The 14218-nt window shown below is 67.6% G+C and carries 16 protein-coding genes; 9 read left to right on the top strand and 7 right to left on the bottom strand.

The window, feature by feature from the left end; translation table 11 throughout:
* Nucleotides 1-288, top strand: coding sequence for a DUF1905 domain-containing protein (locus ASF63_RS15020; RefSeq protein WP_056515773.1), 288 nt, complete (start codon nt 1-3; stop codon nt 286-288).
* A 22-nt stretch (nt 289-310) separates the two neighbouring features.
* Here the strand turns inward: ASF63_RS15020 and ASF63_RS15025 are convergent, their stop codons facing one another.
* Entirely contained in the window at nt 311-982 is a 672-nt protein-coding gene (locus ASF63_RS15025) for a potassium channel family protein (protein WP_047520565.1), read from the bottom strand.
* Nucleotides 975-2405, bottom strand: coding sequence for a TrkH family potassium uptake protein (locus ASF63_RS15030; RefSeq protein WP_056515776.1), 1431 nt, complete (start codon nt 2403-2405; stop codon nt 975-977). The genes ASF63_RS15025 and ASF63_RS15030 overlap by 8 nt, the downstream gene beginning before the upstream one ends.
* Before the next feature lie 104 nt (nt 2406-2509).
* Here ASF63_RS15030 and ASF63_RS15035 point away from each other — a divergent pair, with 104 nt between their 5' ends.
* On the top strand, nt 2510-2926 hold the full coding sequence (locus tag ASF63_RS15035; protein ID WP_056516323.1) for an ArsR/SmtB family transcription factor: 417 nt from the start codon (nt 2510-2512) through the stop codon (nt 2924-2926).
* A 197-nt stretch (nt 2927-3123) separates the two neighbouring features.
* Here ASF63_RS15035 and ASF63_RS15040 read toward each other — a convergent pair whose 3' ends face one another.
* Together ASF63_RS15040 and ASF63_RS15045 are read right to left on the bottom strand one after the other, a co-directional pair.
* Nucleotides 3124-3948 (bottom strand): ABC transporter permease, encoded by an 825-nt coding sequence (locus ASF63_RS15040; RefSeq protein ID WP_056515778.1) that lies wholly within the window; start codon nt 3946-3948, stop codon nt 3124-3126.
* Complete coding sequence (locus ASF63_RS15045; RefSeq protein WP_056515781.1) at nt 3945-4826, bottom strand: ATP-binding cassette domain-containing protein; 882 nt, start codon at nt 4824-4826, stop codon at nt 3945-3947. Before ASF63_RS15045 ends, ASF63_RS15040 begins: the two co-directional genes overlap by 4 nt.
* A 113-nt stretch (nt 4827-4939) precedes the next feature.
* Here ASF63_RS15045 and ASF63_RS15050 point away from each other — a divergent pair, with 113 nt between their 5' ends.
* The 7 genes from ASF63_RS15050 (at nt 4940) to ASF63_RS15075 (ending at nt 8087) form a co-directional block, all read left to right on the top strand.
* Nucleotides 4940-5872, top strand: a complete 933-nt coding sequence (locus ASF63_RS15050; RefSeq protein ID WP_056515784.1) for a TetR/AcrR family transcriptional regulator — start codon at nt 4940-4942, stop codon at nt 5870-5872.
* 148 nt (nt 5873-6020) lie between these two features.
* Nucleotides 6021-6212 carry a helix-turn-helix domain-containing protein gene (locus ASF63_RS15055; RefSeq protein ID WP_042538977.1) on the top strand — a complete coding sequence of 64 codons (192 nt, stop codon included), beginning with the start codon at nt 6021-6023 and terminating at the stop codon, nt 6210-6212.
* 135 nt (nt 6213-6347) lie between these two features.
* Nucleotides 6348-6446 carry a 30S ribosomal protein bS22 gene (locus ASF63_RS18895; RefSeq protein ID WP_003792170.1) on the top strand — a complete coding sequence of 33 codons (99 nt, stop codon included), beginning with the start codon at nt 6348-6350 and terminating at the stop codon, nt 6444-6446.
* Nucleotides 6447-6527: 81 nt separating this feature from the next.
* Nucleotides 6528-6830 (top strand): rhodanese-like domain-containing protein, encoded by a 303-nt coding sequence (locus ASF63_RS15060; protein WP_056309450.1) that lies wholly within the window; start codon nt 6528-6530, stop codon nt 6828-6830.
* Nucleotides 6827-7117 carry a glutaredoxin family protein gene (locus tag ASF63_RS15065; protein ID WP_056309447.1) on the top strand — a complete coding sequence of 97 codons (291 nt, stop codon included), beginning with the start codon at nt 6827-6829 and terminating at the stop codon, nt 7115-7117. The genes ASF63_RS15060 and ASF63_RS15065 overlap by 4 nt, the downstream gene beginning before the upstream one ends.
* Entirely contained in the window at nt 7114-7413 is a 300-nt protein-coding gene (locus ASF63_RS15070; protein ID WP_056515786.1) for a Dabb family protein, read from the top strand. Before ASF63_RS15065 ends, ASF63_RS15070 begins: the two co-directional genes overlap by 4 nt.
* A gap of 50 nt (nt 7414-7463) precedes the next feature.
* On the top strand, nt 7464-8087 hold the full coding sequence (locus tag ASF63_RS15075; RefSeq protein WP_056515789.1) for a 4'-phosphopantetheinyl transferase family protein: 624 nt from the start codon (nt 7464-7466) through the stop codon (nt 8085-8087).
* Between the two features lie 71 nt (nt 8088-8158).
* On the opposite strand, the gene ASF63_RS15080 is transcribed toward ASF63_RS15075, so the two are convergent.
* The 3 genes from ASF63_RS15080 to ASF63_RS15090 are packed head-to-tail and all read right to left on the bottom strand — an operon-like array spanning nt 8159 to nt 14149.
* Complete coding sequence (locus tag ASF63_RS15080; protein ID WP_056515792.1) at nt 8159-9475, bottom strand: M1 family metallopeptidase; 1317 nt, start codon at nt 9473-9475, stop codon at nt 8159-8161.
* Nucleotides 9472-13401, bottom strand: coding sequence for a Pls/PosA family non-ribosomal peptide synthetase (locus ASF63_RS15085; protein WP_082478230.1), 3930 nt, complete (start codon nt 13399-13401; stop codon nt 9472-9474). Before ASF63_RS15085 ends, ASF63_RS15080 begins: the two co-directional genes overlap by 4 nt.
* Nucleotides 13391-14149, bottom strand: a complete 759-nt coding sequence (locus tag ASF63_RS15090) for a hypothetical protein (protein ID WP_056515797.1) — start codon at nt 14147-14149, stop codon at nt 13391-13393. Before ASF63_RS15090 ends, ASF63_RS15085 begins: the two co-directional genes overlap by 11 nt.
* Nucleotides 14150-14218 lie beyond the last annotated feature (69 nt).

The raw sequence follows: 14218 nt of genomic DNA on the forward strand, positions 1-14218 counted from the left end.
ATGCAGCTGCGGTTCTCGGGTGCGATCTGGTTCTGGCGCGGTCCCGCGCCGTTCCATTTCGTCACCGTGCCGCCAACCGAGAGCGAGATGATCGGCGACGTGGCGAGCGTCGTCACCTACGGGTGGGGGATGATCCCGGCAACCGTGACGATCGGGAGCACCACCGTGACGACCGCCCTCTGGCCGAAGGACGGCGGATACATCGTCCCGATCAAGAAGGTCCTTCAGGACCGCGAGAGCGTCACGATCGACGACGTCGTCGACCTGACGCTCGATATCGACGCCTGACGCGGGACCGTGCGAGTGTCGCTCAGCGGTCGAGGGCGGCGAAGCGCTCGATGTCGCTGTTGGTTCCCGAGACGATGATGAGGTCGTGGTTGGTGACGATCGTGTTCGCCTCGGCGTAGCGGAACGGCTTGCCTGGGCTCTTCACTCCGACGACCGTGACCTTGTACTTGCTGCGCACGCCCGACTCGTTCAGACCGACTCCGCGGATGAACTTCGGCGGGTACATCTTGGCCAGCACGAAGTCGTCATCGAAGCGGATGAAGTCGAGCATGCGGCCCGAGACGAGGTGCGCGACGCGCTCTCCGGCTTCCCGCTCGGGGTAGATCACGTGGTTCGCACCGACGCGGGCGAGGATCTTGCCGTGCGACTGCGAGACGGCCTTCGCCCAGATCTGCGGCACCTTGAGGTCGACGAGGTTCGCGGTGATCAGCACCGACGCCTCGATGGACGAACCGACGGCGACGACGGCGACCTGGAAGTCCTGAGCGCCGATCTGTCGCAGGGCGTCGATGTTCTTGGCGTCGGCCTGAACGGTGTGCGTGACGCGGTCCGACCACTTCTGCACGAGCTCGAGGTTGTCGTCGATCGCGAGCACCTCGCGGTCGAGGCGGTCGAGTTCGCCCGCACAGGCGGCGCCGAACCGGCCGAGACCGATGACGAGTACGGGCGCGTCGCCCCGGAGGACTTCAACCAACGATCGGCCTTTCCACGGGCAGTGAGTAGTACTGCGTTCGCGATGTCGCGGCGACCGCCGCGGCGAGAGTCACTGTACCAACGCGCCCCATGAAGATGGTGGTCGCGAGCACGTATGAACCGGCATCGGGGAGCTCGGCGGTGAGACCGGTCGAGAGACCGACGGTGGCGAAGGCCGAGATGACGTCGAAGAGGACGTGGCTGATGTCGGCCTTGGTGATCTGGGCGATGATGATCGTCGAGAGCGCGACGATGGTGGCGCCCCACGCCACGACACTGAGCGCGACGCGCTGCACATCGCTCGGGATCCGCCGGCCGAAGGCCTCGACCGACTGGCGACCCTTCGCCTCCGACCACACGGCGATGGCGAGCACGGCCAGGGTGGTCACCTTGATACCGCCGGCGGTCGACGCCGAGCCGCCGCCGACGAACATGAGCATGCTCGCCGCGAGCAGAGACGAGCCGTTCAGATCGTCCATCTCGATGACGTTGAAGCCGCCCGAGCGAGTCATCGCCGAGAGGAAGAACGCCTGGAAGGTCGTATCCGCGGCATCCATCGAGCCGAAGGTCTTCGGGTTGGCGTACTCGAGGATCAGGAACACCGCGGCGCCGAGCACGAACAGCAGCACCGTGGTGACCAGGGTGAGCTTGGTGTGCAGCGACCACTTCTTCACGTGCCAGACGTGCTTGGCCAGCGTGTAGATCACCGGGAACCCGATGCTGCCGAGGAACACTCCCACCATCAGTAGCGTGAGAACAAGGTAGTCGTCGGCGAACACGGCGACGCCGCCGGCGTTCGGCGCGAAGCCCGTGTTGGTGAACGCCATCGCGGCGAAGTAGGGCGCCTCCCAGAGCGCGGCGATCGGCTCGACTCCGGCCATCACGAGTGCGGGGTAGAGCAGGATCGCCAGCGCGCCCTCGATGATCAGAGCCGAGACTGCGACGGTCGTGAGCAGTTGTCCGACCTCGCCGAGGCGCACGGTCTGGCTCTCATTGACCACGCCGCCGTGCGCGCGAAGCGGGTTCGTGTCTCCGGCAGCGAGGAGCTTGGCACGCAGCCCCAGTCGTTTCGAGATCAGCATGCCCATCAGCGAGGCGAGAGTGAGCACCCCGAGGGCGCCGATGTTCACGCCGATGAAGATCAGCACGTGGCCGAAAGGCGACCAGTACGTCGCCATGTCGACGGTCGCGAGCCCCGTGACGCAGATGGTCGAGACTGCGGTGAACAGGGCGTCGGCGAGGGGCGTGACCTCGCGCGTCGCCGATGCGATGGGCAGCGAGAGCAGCACGGTGAAGACGAGGATCAGGAGGGCGAAGATCACGATCGCGAAGCGCGAGGGCGACGACGTGATGATGTGCTTGCCCCAGGACGCCGCGTTCTGAAGCCGCTGTCGAGGTGACGACGCCGAAACGATGCCCGACATCGAGTCCCCCTTCGCTTTCCCATCGCCACGCACCGCGGCTGCACGACGTCGATCGCCGAGCCTTCGTCATGGTACTCCGTGCCGGGGACGACTACCCTGATCACATGACGGACATCTTCGACGTGATCGCAGACGGTACGAGGCGAGACATCCTCCAGCTCCTCCTGCGTCGCACCACCGAAGGGGACGCCGGAACGAGCGTCAGCCAGATCGTCGCCGATCTGGGCATCAGTCAGCCCACCGTCTCGAAGCATCTGAAGGTGCTCCGAGAGGCGGAACTCGTCAGTGTGCGAGAAGACGGTCAGCGTCGCTTCTACAGCCTCGCCGTCGAGCCTCTCGGGGTCGTCGATGACTGGCTCGTGCCGTTCCTGATGGACGCGTACGGTGACGACGCGCCCGACATCGACTACCCGGGACAGCCCTTGCCCGGCAGTGCTGCGCATGCCGCCGAGGTCGTCGGTCGTGCAGCCGCATCCGCGAAGCACGTCGTCGAGACCGCGCTCAAGCGTCTCGGCGCCTGACAGCGATTGCAGACACACGTCGCCCCTGACGATCGGGGGGCGTGTCGTCAGGGGCGAAGCCGCGGGCCCCAGCCCGCGTGGACTCGGATGGTGCCATCGTGAGTCGTGGGATCACTTTCTCAGAGCATTCTGAGCGGATCCGGCATACATCCTATGTCTCGGCTGAGACTCCAGAGCCGGTCCGGCGGAACGCGGGCTCAGCGCCGTGCCCCCCTGCGTCGGAACACCCACGTCCCCCACAGCACCGCGCACACCAGGATCGCCAGGCACCACCCGATCGCCCAGAACGGCGCCGTTCCCATCGGTGCGTGCGTGAGCAGGCCGCGGATGGTGTCGACGATCGGAGTGATCGGCTGATTCGCCGCGACGGGCTGCAACCACGACGGCATGCTCGCGACCGGGACGAAGGCGCTGGACAGGTAGGGGATGAAGAGCAGGATGAACCCGTAGCCGTTCGCGCCCTCGGGGGTACCGGCGGCGAGCCCGATCGCCGCGAAGAGATAGGTGATCGCGAGAATGTAGAGCGCGATCAGTCCTGCCAGAGCGATCCACTCTGCGAATGACGCGTCAGGGCGGAAGCCGACGAGGATGCCGACCGCGATGACGATCGCCGTCGCGACGAGGTTGCGCAGCAGACTCGCCACCACGTGTCCGGTGAGCACTGCGCTCGCGCGCAACGGCATGGTGCGGAAGCGGTCGATGATGCCCGTGCGCATATCGTTCGCGACGTACACGGCGGTCGATGAGGCGCCGAAGCCGGCGCACGTGAGGATGATGCCGGGCACGACGTAGTCGACGTAGCCACCGGACGGGTCGATCGCGCCGCCGAAGACCCACGTGAACATCAGCATGAGCATCACAGGGAGCAGAACTGCCATCAGCAGCGATTCGCCGTCGCGCAGGGAATGGCGCAGGCTCCGCCCCACGAAGACGCTTTCGGCGGTCAGTCCGCGAAGTCGCGGTCGAGGTGCCGGAAGCGGTGCGGGGCCGTTCGTGTCCGCGACTGCGGCCGTGGCGTTCATGCGCGCTCCTCGCTGACGCTCGATGTCGTGACCGCGAGGAAGACGTCGTCGAGGGTCGGCCGTCGGAGGGTCACGACACCGTCCTCGCCGTCCTGGTCGAGCTGATCGAGCGCTCGGCGGAGGTCCGCGACGCCTCCGTCCGTGGGTATCTCGCGGACCAGATTCCCCTCGCGATCGTGCAGTTCGACGGTGTCGCCTCCGATGCGTGACTTGAGTTCAGTCGGCGTGCCGAGAGCGGCGATCCGTCCGTCGTGCAGCACGGCGATCCGGTCGGCGAGCTGGTCGGCCTCCTCCAGATACTGGGTGGTGAGGAAGACCGTCGTCCCCGCGGCGGCGATCGTGCGGATGAGATCCCAGAGGTCGCGTCGACTGCGGGTGTCCAGACCCGTGGTCGGCTCATCGAGGAACAGCACCTCGGGCGTGACGACGAAGCTCACGGCGAGATCGAGGCGGCGACGCATGCCGCCGGAGAACGTGCGCACCACGCGCGTCGAGGACTCCATCAGATCGAAGCGTGCGATGAGCTCGGCGGCTCGCCGTGCGGAGTCGGCGCGGCTGAGGCCGGACAGGCGCGCGAACATCACGACGTTCTCCATCCCGGTCAGTGCGTCGTCGACGGCGGCGGATTGTCCGGTGAGGCTGATTCTGCGTTGGACCTCCGAAGGCTGGGTCTTCGTATCGAACCCGGCCACGTGAGCCGTTCCCGCGTCTGCCGTGGTCAGCGTCGTAAGGATGCTGATCGTGGTGGTCTTGCCCGCCCCGTTAGGTCCGAGCAGTGCGAAGACCTCACCCCGAGAGACCGAGAAGTCGAGGTCGTCGACGACTCGCTTCCTGCCGAAGGCCTTGCGCAGCCCTCGTACCTCAATCGCCTGAGCCATCAGTCCGTTCCCTTCTGAGCGCCTATGAGTGGTGCCGAAACTGTGTGCGTCGTACGCAACTGTGTATGACGGTAACACACTGTTTACGTCATAAACAGAAGTAGGATGATCGGATGACTGAGATCGAGCCTCCGGAGCTGCCGCGCGGCATCGCTCTCGCTTGGGGCGTCGCGGCCAGTCCGCAGCGCGGCCCCAAACGCGAGATGAGCGTGGAGCGGATAGTCGACGCCGCTGTCGAGCTGGCGGACGCTGAGGGGATCGGCGCGGTGTCGATGGCTGCTGTGGCGGCGGCGCTCGGTTTCACTCCGATGTCCCTCTATCGCTATGTCAGCGCGAAGGACGACCTTCTGCTTCTCATGCAGGAGCAGGCCACCGGGCTGCCCCCGGAATCCATCCGCGAGCACAGCCATTGGCGGGACCGGCTGCTCGCGCTGTATGCCGAGCAGGTGCTTCTCTATCTGCGGCATCCCTGGATGCTGTCGCTGCCGATCAACGGCTCACCGATCACTCCGAACAGCTCCGCGTGGCTGGATGCGAGCCTGGAGGCGCTCGAGGGCACCCCGCTCTCCGCAGACGAGCGTATGGCCGTGGCGCTTGCCGTGACCGGCGATGCGCGCTGGTGCGGGATCGTGCAGGCCGGATACACCGAGCAGTCCCGCGGCAGTGGACTCTCGCCCGACGAGGTGGCGGTGCGCGAATCCGAGCTGTATGACCGGGTGATCACGGCGGATGAGTTCCCCGCCCTCCGCCGAGCGATCGACTCAGGAGTCTTCACGTCGCCCGACGATCCCTTCCGGTTCGGCATGGAACGCGTCCTCGACGGAGTCTCCTCGTACATCGATTCGCTCGACCATGGTGGTGCGCGCGAACCAGTCACCGATTGGATCGCGATCGAGCCGGCCGAGCTCGCGGGTGACCGGCGCCTCAAGGAAGCGCAGAAGGCCGTGCGCGAGGCCGAGAAGGCGTTGCGAACGGCGCGCAGAGTCGAGAGACAGGCGCTGCGCGAGGCGCGTGAGCGGGTCGCGAAGCCCGCGAAGACCGTCTGAGCCCGCGGTGAGCGTCTGACGCGCAGCATCCGGCTGGCTGCCGGCGTGCATGTGATCGAGCATCCCCACTGATCACACAGGCCACATGGGTTTACACGCGTCCCAGGTTCCCCATAGAGTGTGCACAATCGAGAAAGGGGTACGTGGGATGCCCGAGGTTCCTGATGTCCGGTTCCTTACGGTGGCTGAGGTCGCCGAGCTCATGCGCGTGTCGAAGATGACCGTCTATCGGATGGTGCACGCTGGGGAGCTGCCTGCCATCCGCTTCGGCCGCAGTTTCCGGGTTCCGGAGTCCGCGGTCGCCGACGCGCTGCAGCGCCCCATCGCCGACGTGGGCTGACCCCTCGGCGACGGTCTCGCAGAGGCGTGCAGCAGGAGCTCCACGATTTGCTAGACTGATCCGAGGCATTTTTCCGTGCCCGTACCCGGGTGTCTGTCACCGACGACACCCAGCCACTGACTTAGCGAGGTTTCCGTGGGTTCTGTCATCAAGAAGCGCCGCAAGCGCATGGCGAAGAAGAAGCACCGCAAGCTGCTTCGTAAGACTCGCCACCAGCGTCGCAACAAGAAGTAAGCGACCAGACACGAGCGCCTGTCTCCGGACGGGCGCTTTGTGTCTCTACCCCCGGTTTCCCACTCGTCGCAGGAGCATGCCATGAAGTCGATCACCGTCACCGAGCTCGCCGAGCGCTCGAACACACCGCTCATCGACGTCCGCGAGGTCGATGAGTTCGCCGCGGGGCACGTCCCGGGAGCCGTGAACATCCCGATGTCCGAGATCGGCAATCGGCTCGAAGAGCTTCCGTCCGAGTCGTTCGACGTGATCTGCCAGGCGGGTGGCCGTTCGGCTCGCGTCGTCGAGGCGCTCGAGTCCCGCGGCTACGACGCGACGAACGTCGAAGGCGGAACGGGCGAGTGGATCGCGCAGGGGCGCTCGGTCGAGGTGCCGTCGGCGTGACCACGCTGACCCTCATCGGCAAGCCCGACTGCCATCTGTGCGACGTCGCCTCCGAGATCATCGACGCGGTGGTCGCCGAGCTTCCGGATGCCGCGGCTGAGCGCATCGAGATCGTCGAGGCATCGATCCAGGACGACCCCGCACTCTACGAGCTGTGGTGGGAGAAGATCCCCGTCGTGCTGATCGACGGCGACCTGCACGCTCACTGGCGGCTGTCCGCCGACCGGCTGCGTGAGGCTCTCGAAGAGGCCGTCCAGGAGGACGCGCTGGGAAAGGATTCGCGATGATCCGTCACGTCGTCACCTGGAAGCTGGCCGCAGAGGATGCCGGCGAGCGTGCCGAGCAGGCCGCAGAGGTCGCCCGTCGACTGAACGCCCTCGACGGCGTCGTGCCGCAGCTGCGCTCGATCTCGGCGGGCGCGAATGCCGCCTACCCCGACGCAAACTGGGATGTCACACTCGTCGCGGACTTCGATTCGATCGCCGCGCTGGAGGAGTACCAGGTGCATCCGGCACACGAAGAGGTCGTCGCCTACGTGCGGTCGGTGGTCGCTTCGCGCGCCGCAGTCGACTTCGAGGTCTGAGTCGACCCGCAGCTGTCGAGCTGTCGAGCTGACGGGACAGGGGCGGGATCATGGGGCAGATCACCTGGCGAGAGGTGTCCGTCGCGTGGGCGCAGGCGTCGGAGCTTGCGGGTTTCACCGAAGCGGATGTCGCTGCGATGGGGCAGGGACAGCTCGATCGACTCCGTCAGCTCAGTGGCGACCGTGCCCGAGGCTTCCTCGCGGGCCGAGCACTGATCCGTGCACTCGTACAGCGCATCCGAGGCGGGGACGCGGTTCTGCTCGACAGTCGGTGTGACCGATGCGGCGGTGATCACGGCCGTCCGCGCTCGGCCGGGGTCTCGCTCAGCGTCAGCCATGCCGGTGATCTCGTCGTGGTCGCCGCGGCCGCCGGGATCATCCGGCTGGGTGTCGACGTCGAGCCTGAGGGCGCCGCCGGTCGCGTGAACGAGGTCGGGTCGTTGTTCCCTGACGGCGCGTCCCCCGACATCGCCGGGTGGACGCGCATCGAAGCCGCCGTCAAGGCGGATGGTCGAGGCTTCGAGGTCGATCCGAGCGCGGTGATGCTTCTCGAAGGGTCACCCGATATCCATCCGCGGGTGTGGTCCGCTGTGCTCCCCGGGGGCCCGGCCCGTATCGAGGTGGCAACGCTCGCCGGTCCCCCCGGCTACGTGTTGAGTGCGGCAGTCGGCTGACGCACGGTGCGGAGCGACCTCCGCGCCGTGTCAGTCGTGGGTGTGGCGCGCCCGTCGAATCGCAGTGCGGGTCATGCCCCGTGACCGTCGCGGTACCTCGGCGGGAGAGGGGGCAGCGCGAGCGTGTCGATCCAGGTGCGCACCAGGGCTCGTGCCTCGCCTCCGGCGATCTCGTCGACCAGGCCGAGGAAGTCGTCGCTCGTCACGGCGAGCCGTGCGAAACGGGCGGTCCATTCCCGCATAAGAGCGAAGAAGACCTCGTCGCCGATCGTCAGCCGCAGTGCATGGAGGGTGAGGGCACCGCGCTTGTAGACGCGGTCGTCGAACATGTCGCTCGCTCCGGGATCAGAGAGCACGAGGTCGTGCGGCAGGGCGCGGACCTGGCCATGATGCGCCACGGCCTTCGTGTGAGCGGAGGGGCCGCCTGCGGCTTCGGACCACAGCCATTCCGCGTAGCAGGCGAATCCCTCGTTCAGCCAGATGTCCTGCCAGCGCGCGACTCCGACGCTGTTCCCGAACCATTGGTGCGCGAGCTCGTGCGCGATCAATCGATCGCTGCCACTCGCACCGTCGACATGGTTGGCACCGAAGATCGCCATTCCCTGCGCCTCGAGGGGGATCTCCAGATCGTCCGGTGTGACGACGACCTTGTACGACTCGTACGGATACGGGCCGAAGGCGTCGACGAATGCGTCCATCATCTGCGGCAGTGCGGCGAAGTCCGAGCGCACCCGCGACGCGAGCTGCCGGGGGTGGAACAGGCGCCCTGGAGTCGCACCGAGGTCGATCCTGTCGTCGTCGTACTGACCGATCTGCACCGTCATCAGATATGTGGCCGTCGGCACCGGCTGATGGAAGGTCCAGCGAGTGCGACCCCGCTGCGTCGACCGCGTAGCCGCACCGCCGCTCACGACGGTGTACTCGGGGTCGGAGGTGAACTCCAGGCGATAGGTCGCCTTGTCGGAGGGGACGTCGTTGCAGGGGAACCAGGTCGGGGCGCCCGTCGGCTGAGATGCCACCAGCACGCCGTCTTCGAGTTCCTCCCACCCGAGGAGTCCCCAGCGGGTGCGGCGAGGGGACGGTGCGCCCGAGTAGTCGACGGTCACGGTGATCTCGGCGCCGCCTTGGAGTTCGCTCCCGAAGATCACCTTGATTCTCCGATCGTCCTGGCGGAACGACGCGGCACGGTCGCCACTCACCCGCACTTTCGTGGCCTTGAGGCCGACGAGGTCGAGGGAGATGTGCTTGGCCGACTCCTGCATCATCAGCCTGATCGTCGCAGTGCCCACGAGACGGTTCGTGGTGACGCGGTAGTCGATGGCGAGGTCGTAGTGCAGCACCGCGTATCGTCGATCGCCACTGTGCGGGGTGTACGGGTCGACGGTCATGAGTTCGACGCCTGGTAGGAGCGAACCTTGACCGCGCGCCAGGGGCCGATGGGATTTCCGCTCCATCGGCTGCCGATCGGAACGAACTCGCCGCGCATCACCAGCGAGGCGGGGCCGACCGTCGCGTCCGCCCCGATCGTAGCTGCGGGCAGGATCACGCTGTGCGGGCCGAGGGTCGCACCGTTCTCGAGGGTCACTGCGTCGATGCTCATCACACGATCATGGAACAGATGCGTCTGAACCACACATCCGCGGTTCACGGTGGCGCCGTCTCCGAGCGTGACGAGATCGGGCTCCGGGAGCCAGTAGCTGTCTGTCCAGACGCCCCGACCGATCTTCGCCCCGAGAGTGCGCAGCCAGATGGCGAGCGCAGGCGTGCCGGATGCCGCGTTGGCGAACCAGGGCGCTGCCACCATCTCGGTGAACGTGTCTGACACCTCTGTGCGCCACACGAAGCTCGACCACAGCGGATGCTCTCCGACGCGGATCGGCCCGACGATGATCCATTTCGCTGCCGTCGTGATGAGGGCGGCGACCGCGCCGGCGGCGAGCATGACCGCGCCCGACAGGACGATCGCCCACCCGAGTCCCCAGGCATCGAGTGCAGCGGCGAGCGTGAGCATGGCACCCAGTCCGATCGCGCAGCTCACGAACACGGGGATGATGCGGCACAGCTCCCACAGCGCTCTCGCGACGCGCAGACCGGCGCGCGGGCGGTAAGTGCGCTCGAGGTCGGAGTCGTTGACCACGCGCCGCAACCTCGCAGCCGGCGATCCCAACCACGACGAACCGGCCTTCGCCTTGGGAGGCGCGACAGACAGCACGGCGACCAGACCGTCACGCGGCACGTTGTGGCCACCGGCCGCCATACCGGAGTTGCCGAGGAACGCGCGCTTGCCGATGCGCGCGGTGCCCAGCCGCATCCATCCACCCTGCAGCTCGTAGGTCGCGACCATCGTGTCGTCGGCGAGGAAGGCGCCGTCGGCGATGGTCGTGAGTTTCGGAATGAGCAGCACGGTCGACGCCTCGACATCGCGGCCGACATCGGCTCCGAGGGCACGGAGCCAGAGCGGGGTGGCGATGCTCGAATACAGGGGGAAGAGGAAGGTGCGGGCGGAGTCGAGCAGACGCTCGGTCGTCCACGCCTGCCACGCGATGCGCGAGCGCACGGGGTACACGCCCTCCGCGAGACCGGCTCCGAGCACGCGGACGAGGAGGAGCACGAGACCGGCGAAGACGAGCCCGGCGAGCAGCACAGCGGGGATGAGCAGCGCGATGATGCCGGGAACAGCCGCGACCAGGGACTCCGCGCCGCGCATACCGATCGTGAGCACCCACGCCCCCGCGGCCAACGAGACGATAGGCAGGATGCCGAGGAACGCCGAGGACGCGGCGTACGCCCACAGCCATCGCCTGCGGCTCGGGGGCCGACCAGGCGCGAACGGCTTCGAGACACCACCGATGCGCGCTGCAGGTGAACCCGCCCAGCGCTGCTGCGATCGCACGCGGCCGAAGACGGCCGAGCCGGGCGCGATCTCGGCGCCACGGCCGATCTTCGTGCCGGGCGCGAGAGTGCTGCGCGCGCCGATTGTGGCGTCGGCGCCGATACGGATGCCGCCGATGCGCACGGTGTCGCCGTCGATCCAGTAACCGGTGAGATCCACCTCCGGTTCGATCGACGCTCCGGCGCCGATGTCGAGCATGCCGGTGATCGGAGGCACTGTGTGCAGGTCGACATCCTTGTGGATGCGGGCGCCGAGCGCTCGTGCGTAGTACACGACCCAGGGGGCCCCGGCGAGTCCCACCGGGTCGACCTGCTGCGCGATCTGCTCGGCGAGCCAGAGACGCAGGTGAACTCCGCCGCCCCGGGGATAGTCTCCCGGGCGGAGGCCTGTGAGCAGCAGACGGGCGGCGACCGCGGCGATCGTCATCTTGCCCAGGGGAGTCACGAAGATCAGCAGGCCGACGATGATCGTCCACACCGGAACGTCCGGCAGGAATTCGAAGCCCGGAGTCAGTCGCAGGATCCAGCTCGCGGTGAGCAGGAACAGCAGCCATCGGATGCCGGTGAACACGAACAGGGGCAGACCGGCGATGGTCTGCACCCACTGCATGCGTCTGGGGGTGGGCGCCTGCTGGCTGAAGACCCTCTCCTCGGTGTGCTCGTCGTCTGCCTCATCATCGACGGCATCCGCCATCTGGCGCAGACGCGGCAGATCGTAGACGTCCGTCATCGTGAACTCGGGGGCGCGGGTGCGCAGTCGCGAGACCAGCTGCGCGGCGGCGAGCGATCCACCGCCGAGCTGGAAGAAGTCGGCGTCCTCATCGCCGGGGCGGATGCCGAGAACCGCGAACCATTGCTCGGCGAGCCACGCAGCTGTGCCGGACAATGATGAATCGCCTGCGTCTCCCGCATCGAGGGGCCAGGGGAGTGCTGCCTTGTCGACCTTTCCGGACGTGCGCACCGGCAGGTCGTCGACGATCGCGAGCAGCGGAATGAGGGGTGCAGGCAGCGTGTCAGCGAGCTCGCCACGCGCCATCTGCCTGTCGAAGCCGTCATCGGGCACGACGTAGCCGACGAGGATCGACATGCCGGTCTCGGTCTTCTGCACGACCACTGTCGCGGCCGAGACCGAGGTCAGCGACTGCAGGGCGGCCTCGACCTCGCCGAGCTCGATCCGACGTCCGCCGATCTTGACCTGGTCGTCGGCGCGCCCCTGGAAGATCAGGCCCTCGGCTTCGAGACGCACGAGGTCTCCCGAGCGGTAGGCGCGGTCCCATCCGAGCGTGGGCATGGGCGCGTACTTCTCCGCATCCTTCGCCGGATCGAGGTAGCGGGCGAGACCCACCCCGCCGATGATGAGCTCGCCGACCTCGCCGTCGGCCACCGAGAGGCCGTCGGCGTCGACGACGGCCAGGGACCATCCGTCCAGAGGCAGGCCGATGCGCACGGGACCTGTGCCATCCATGAGCGACGCGCACGCGACGACCGTGGCTTCGGTCGGGCCGTAGGTGTTCCAGACCTCGCGACCGTCCGATGCCAGCCGCGCGACCAGTTCGGGCGGGCAAGCCTCGCCGCCGAAGATCAGCAGGCGCACGTTCTCGATAGCATCCTGCGGCCACAGCGCCGCGAGCGTGGGGACGGTCGACACGACCGTGATGCCGTGCCCGAGCAACCACGGGCCGAGGTCTTCTCCCGAGCGCACGAGCGCTCGCGGCGCAGGCACCAGGCAGGCGCCGTGGCCCCACGCCAGCCACATCTCCTCGCACGACGCGTCGAAGGCGACCGAGAGTCCCGCGAGCACGCGGTCTCCCGGTCCGAGCGGTGCCTCCTGCAGGAACAGACGCGCCTCAGCGTCGACGAACGCTGCGGCCGAGCGGTGCGAGACCGCGACGCCCTTGGGCACCCCGGTCGAGCCGGACGTGAAGATGATCCATGCGTCGTCCTCGATCGTCGGCGGGGTGACGATCGGGATCGCGGAAGTGCTGGGATGCGGATCCTCGCTGCCCAAGAGAGGAACTGCACCGGAGGCATCCGCCGGGTGGTAGCCGGTGTCGGTGATCATGCCAGCGATGCGGGCCTCGCCGAACACGAGGTCTGCGCGCTCCTGCGGGTCATCCGCATCGACAGGGACATACGCCGCACCCGCCGCCATCGCACCGAGGATCGCGATGTACAGATCGCGGCGTCCCGACGTCATCCTGATGCCGACGCGATCTCCTCGGCCGACACCGTGCTCGCGCAGCACGGCGGCCGTGCGCCAGACGCGCGCGAGCAGCTCCGCGTAGCTCAGGGCGCCGTCGGCGTCCTCGATGGCAGACGCGTCGGGATGCAGACCGGTCGTCTCGCGGAGGATGTCGATCAGCGTGCGGGGGAGCGGCGCCTCGGCGCGGCGGTCCAGCGCCTCCTGCACGTCAGTGCGCAAGAAGGTCGAGCAGAGCGGCCTTCGTCAGCCGCGAGTAGCCTGCGCGACCCTCGGCGCGCGCGCGGGCGCGGAGCTCGACGACCGTGAGATCGCTCAGGTCGTTCGCTGGGGCCGACGCCGGTGCGTCGGGCTTCGGCGTCGCAGTCCTGGTGGTGGCCGCCTTCTTCGCAGGACGAGCGGCAGGCGTCGCCGCGGTCGTGGGAGCAGGAGCGACCTTCGCTGCCTTCGGCGCGACTGCTGCTGTCTTCGGCGCGACTGCGGCCGTCTTCGGCGCGACTGCGGCCGTCTTCGGCGCGGGGGTCGTCGCGGCGGGCGACGAGAGAACGTCAGACCTGGTCGCTTCAGCCTTCTTCGTCGGCGAGGCCTTCTTCGCCTGCTTCTTCGCGCCTGGCTTCTTCGCGCCCGGCTTCTTCGCCTCGGACTTTTCGGGCTTCTTCGCCTCGGACTTCTTCGCCTCGGACTTCTCGGCCTTCTTCTTGTCCGCCGTCTTCGGAGCCTGCAGCCGGGCAGCAGCCTCCTGCAGTCGCTCGGTGGCAGCAGTGGCCGACTTCGCGACCTTCTTGGGCTTGTCGGCGATCTTCTTCTTCGACGCCTTCGACGCATCCTTCGCGTCCTCGACCAGCGGCTTGAGCTTCTTGGCGTCCTTCTTCGGGAGGGACTTGATCAGCTTCTTCGCATCCTTCGCGGCATCCTTGGCGGCATCGAGGGCCGCCTCCGCGGTGCGCTGTGCAGGGGTCTTCTTGGCCATGATCGGGTCTCCTCCGAATCCGGAGCGCGTCGGCTCGGGCGTTTGGGCAGAGGATACTCAGGCAAGGTG

Origin of the sequence: Microbacterium sp. Leaf320, assembly GCF_001423485.1 — a bacterium.
GTDB lineage: Bacteria > Actinomycetota > Actinomycetes > Actinomycetales > Microbacteriaceae > Microbacterium.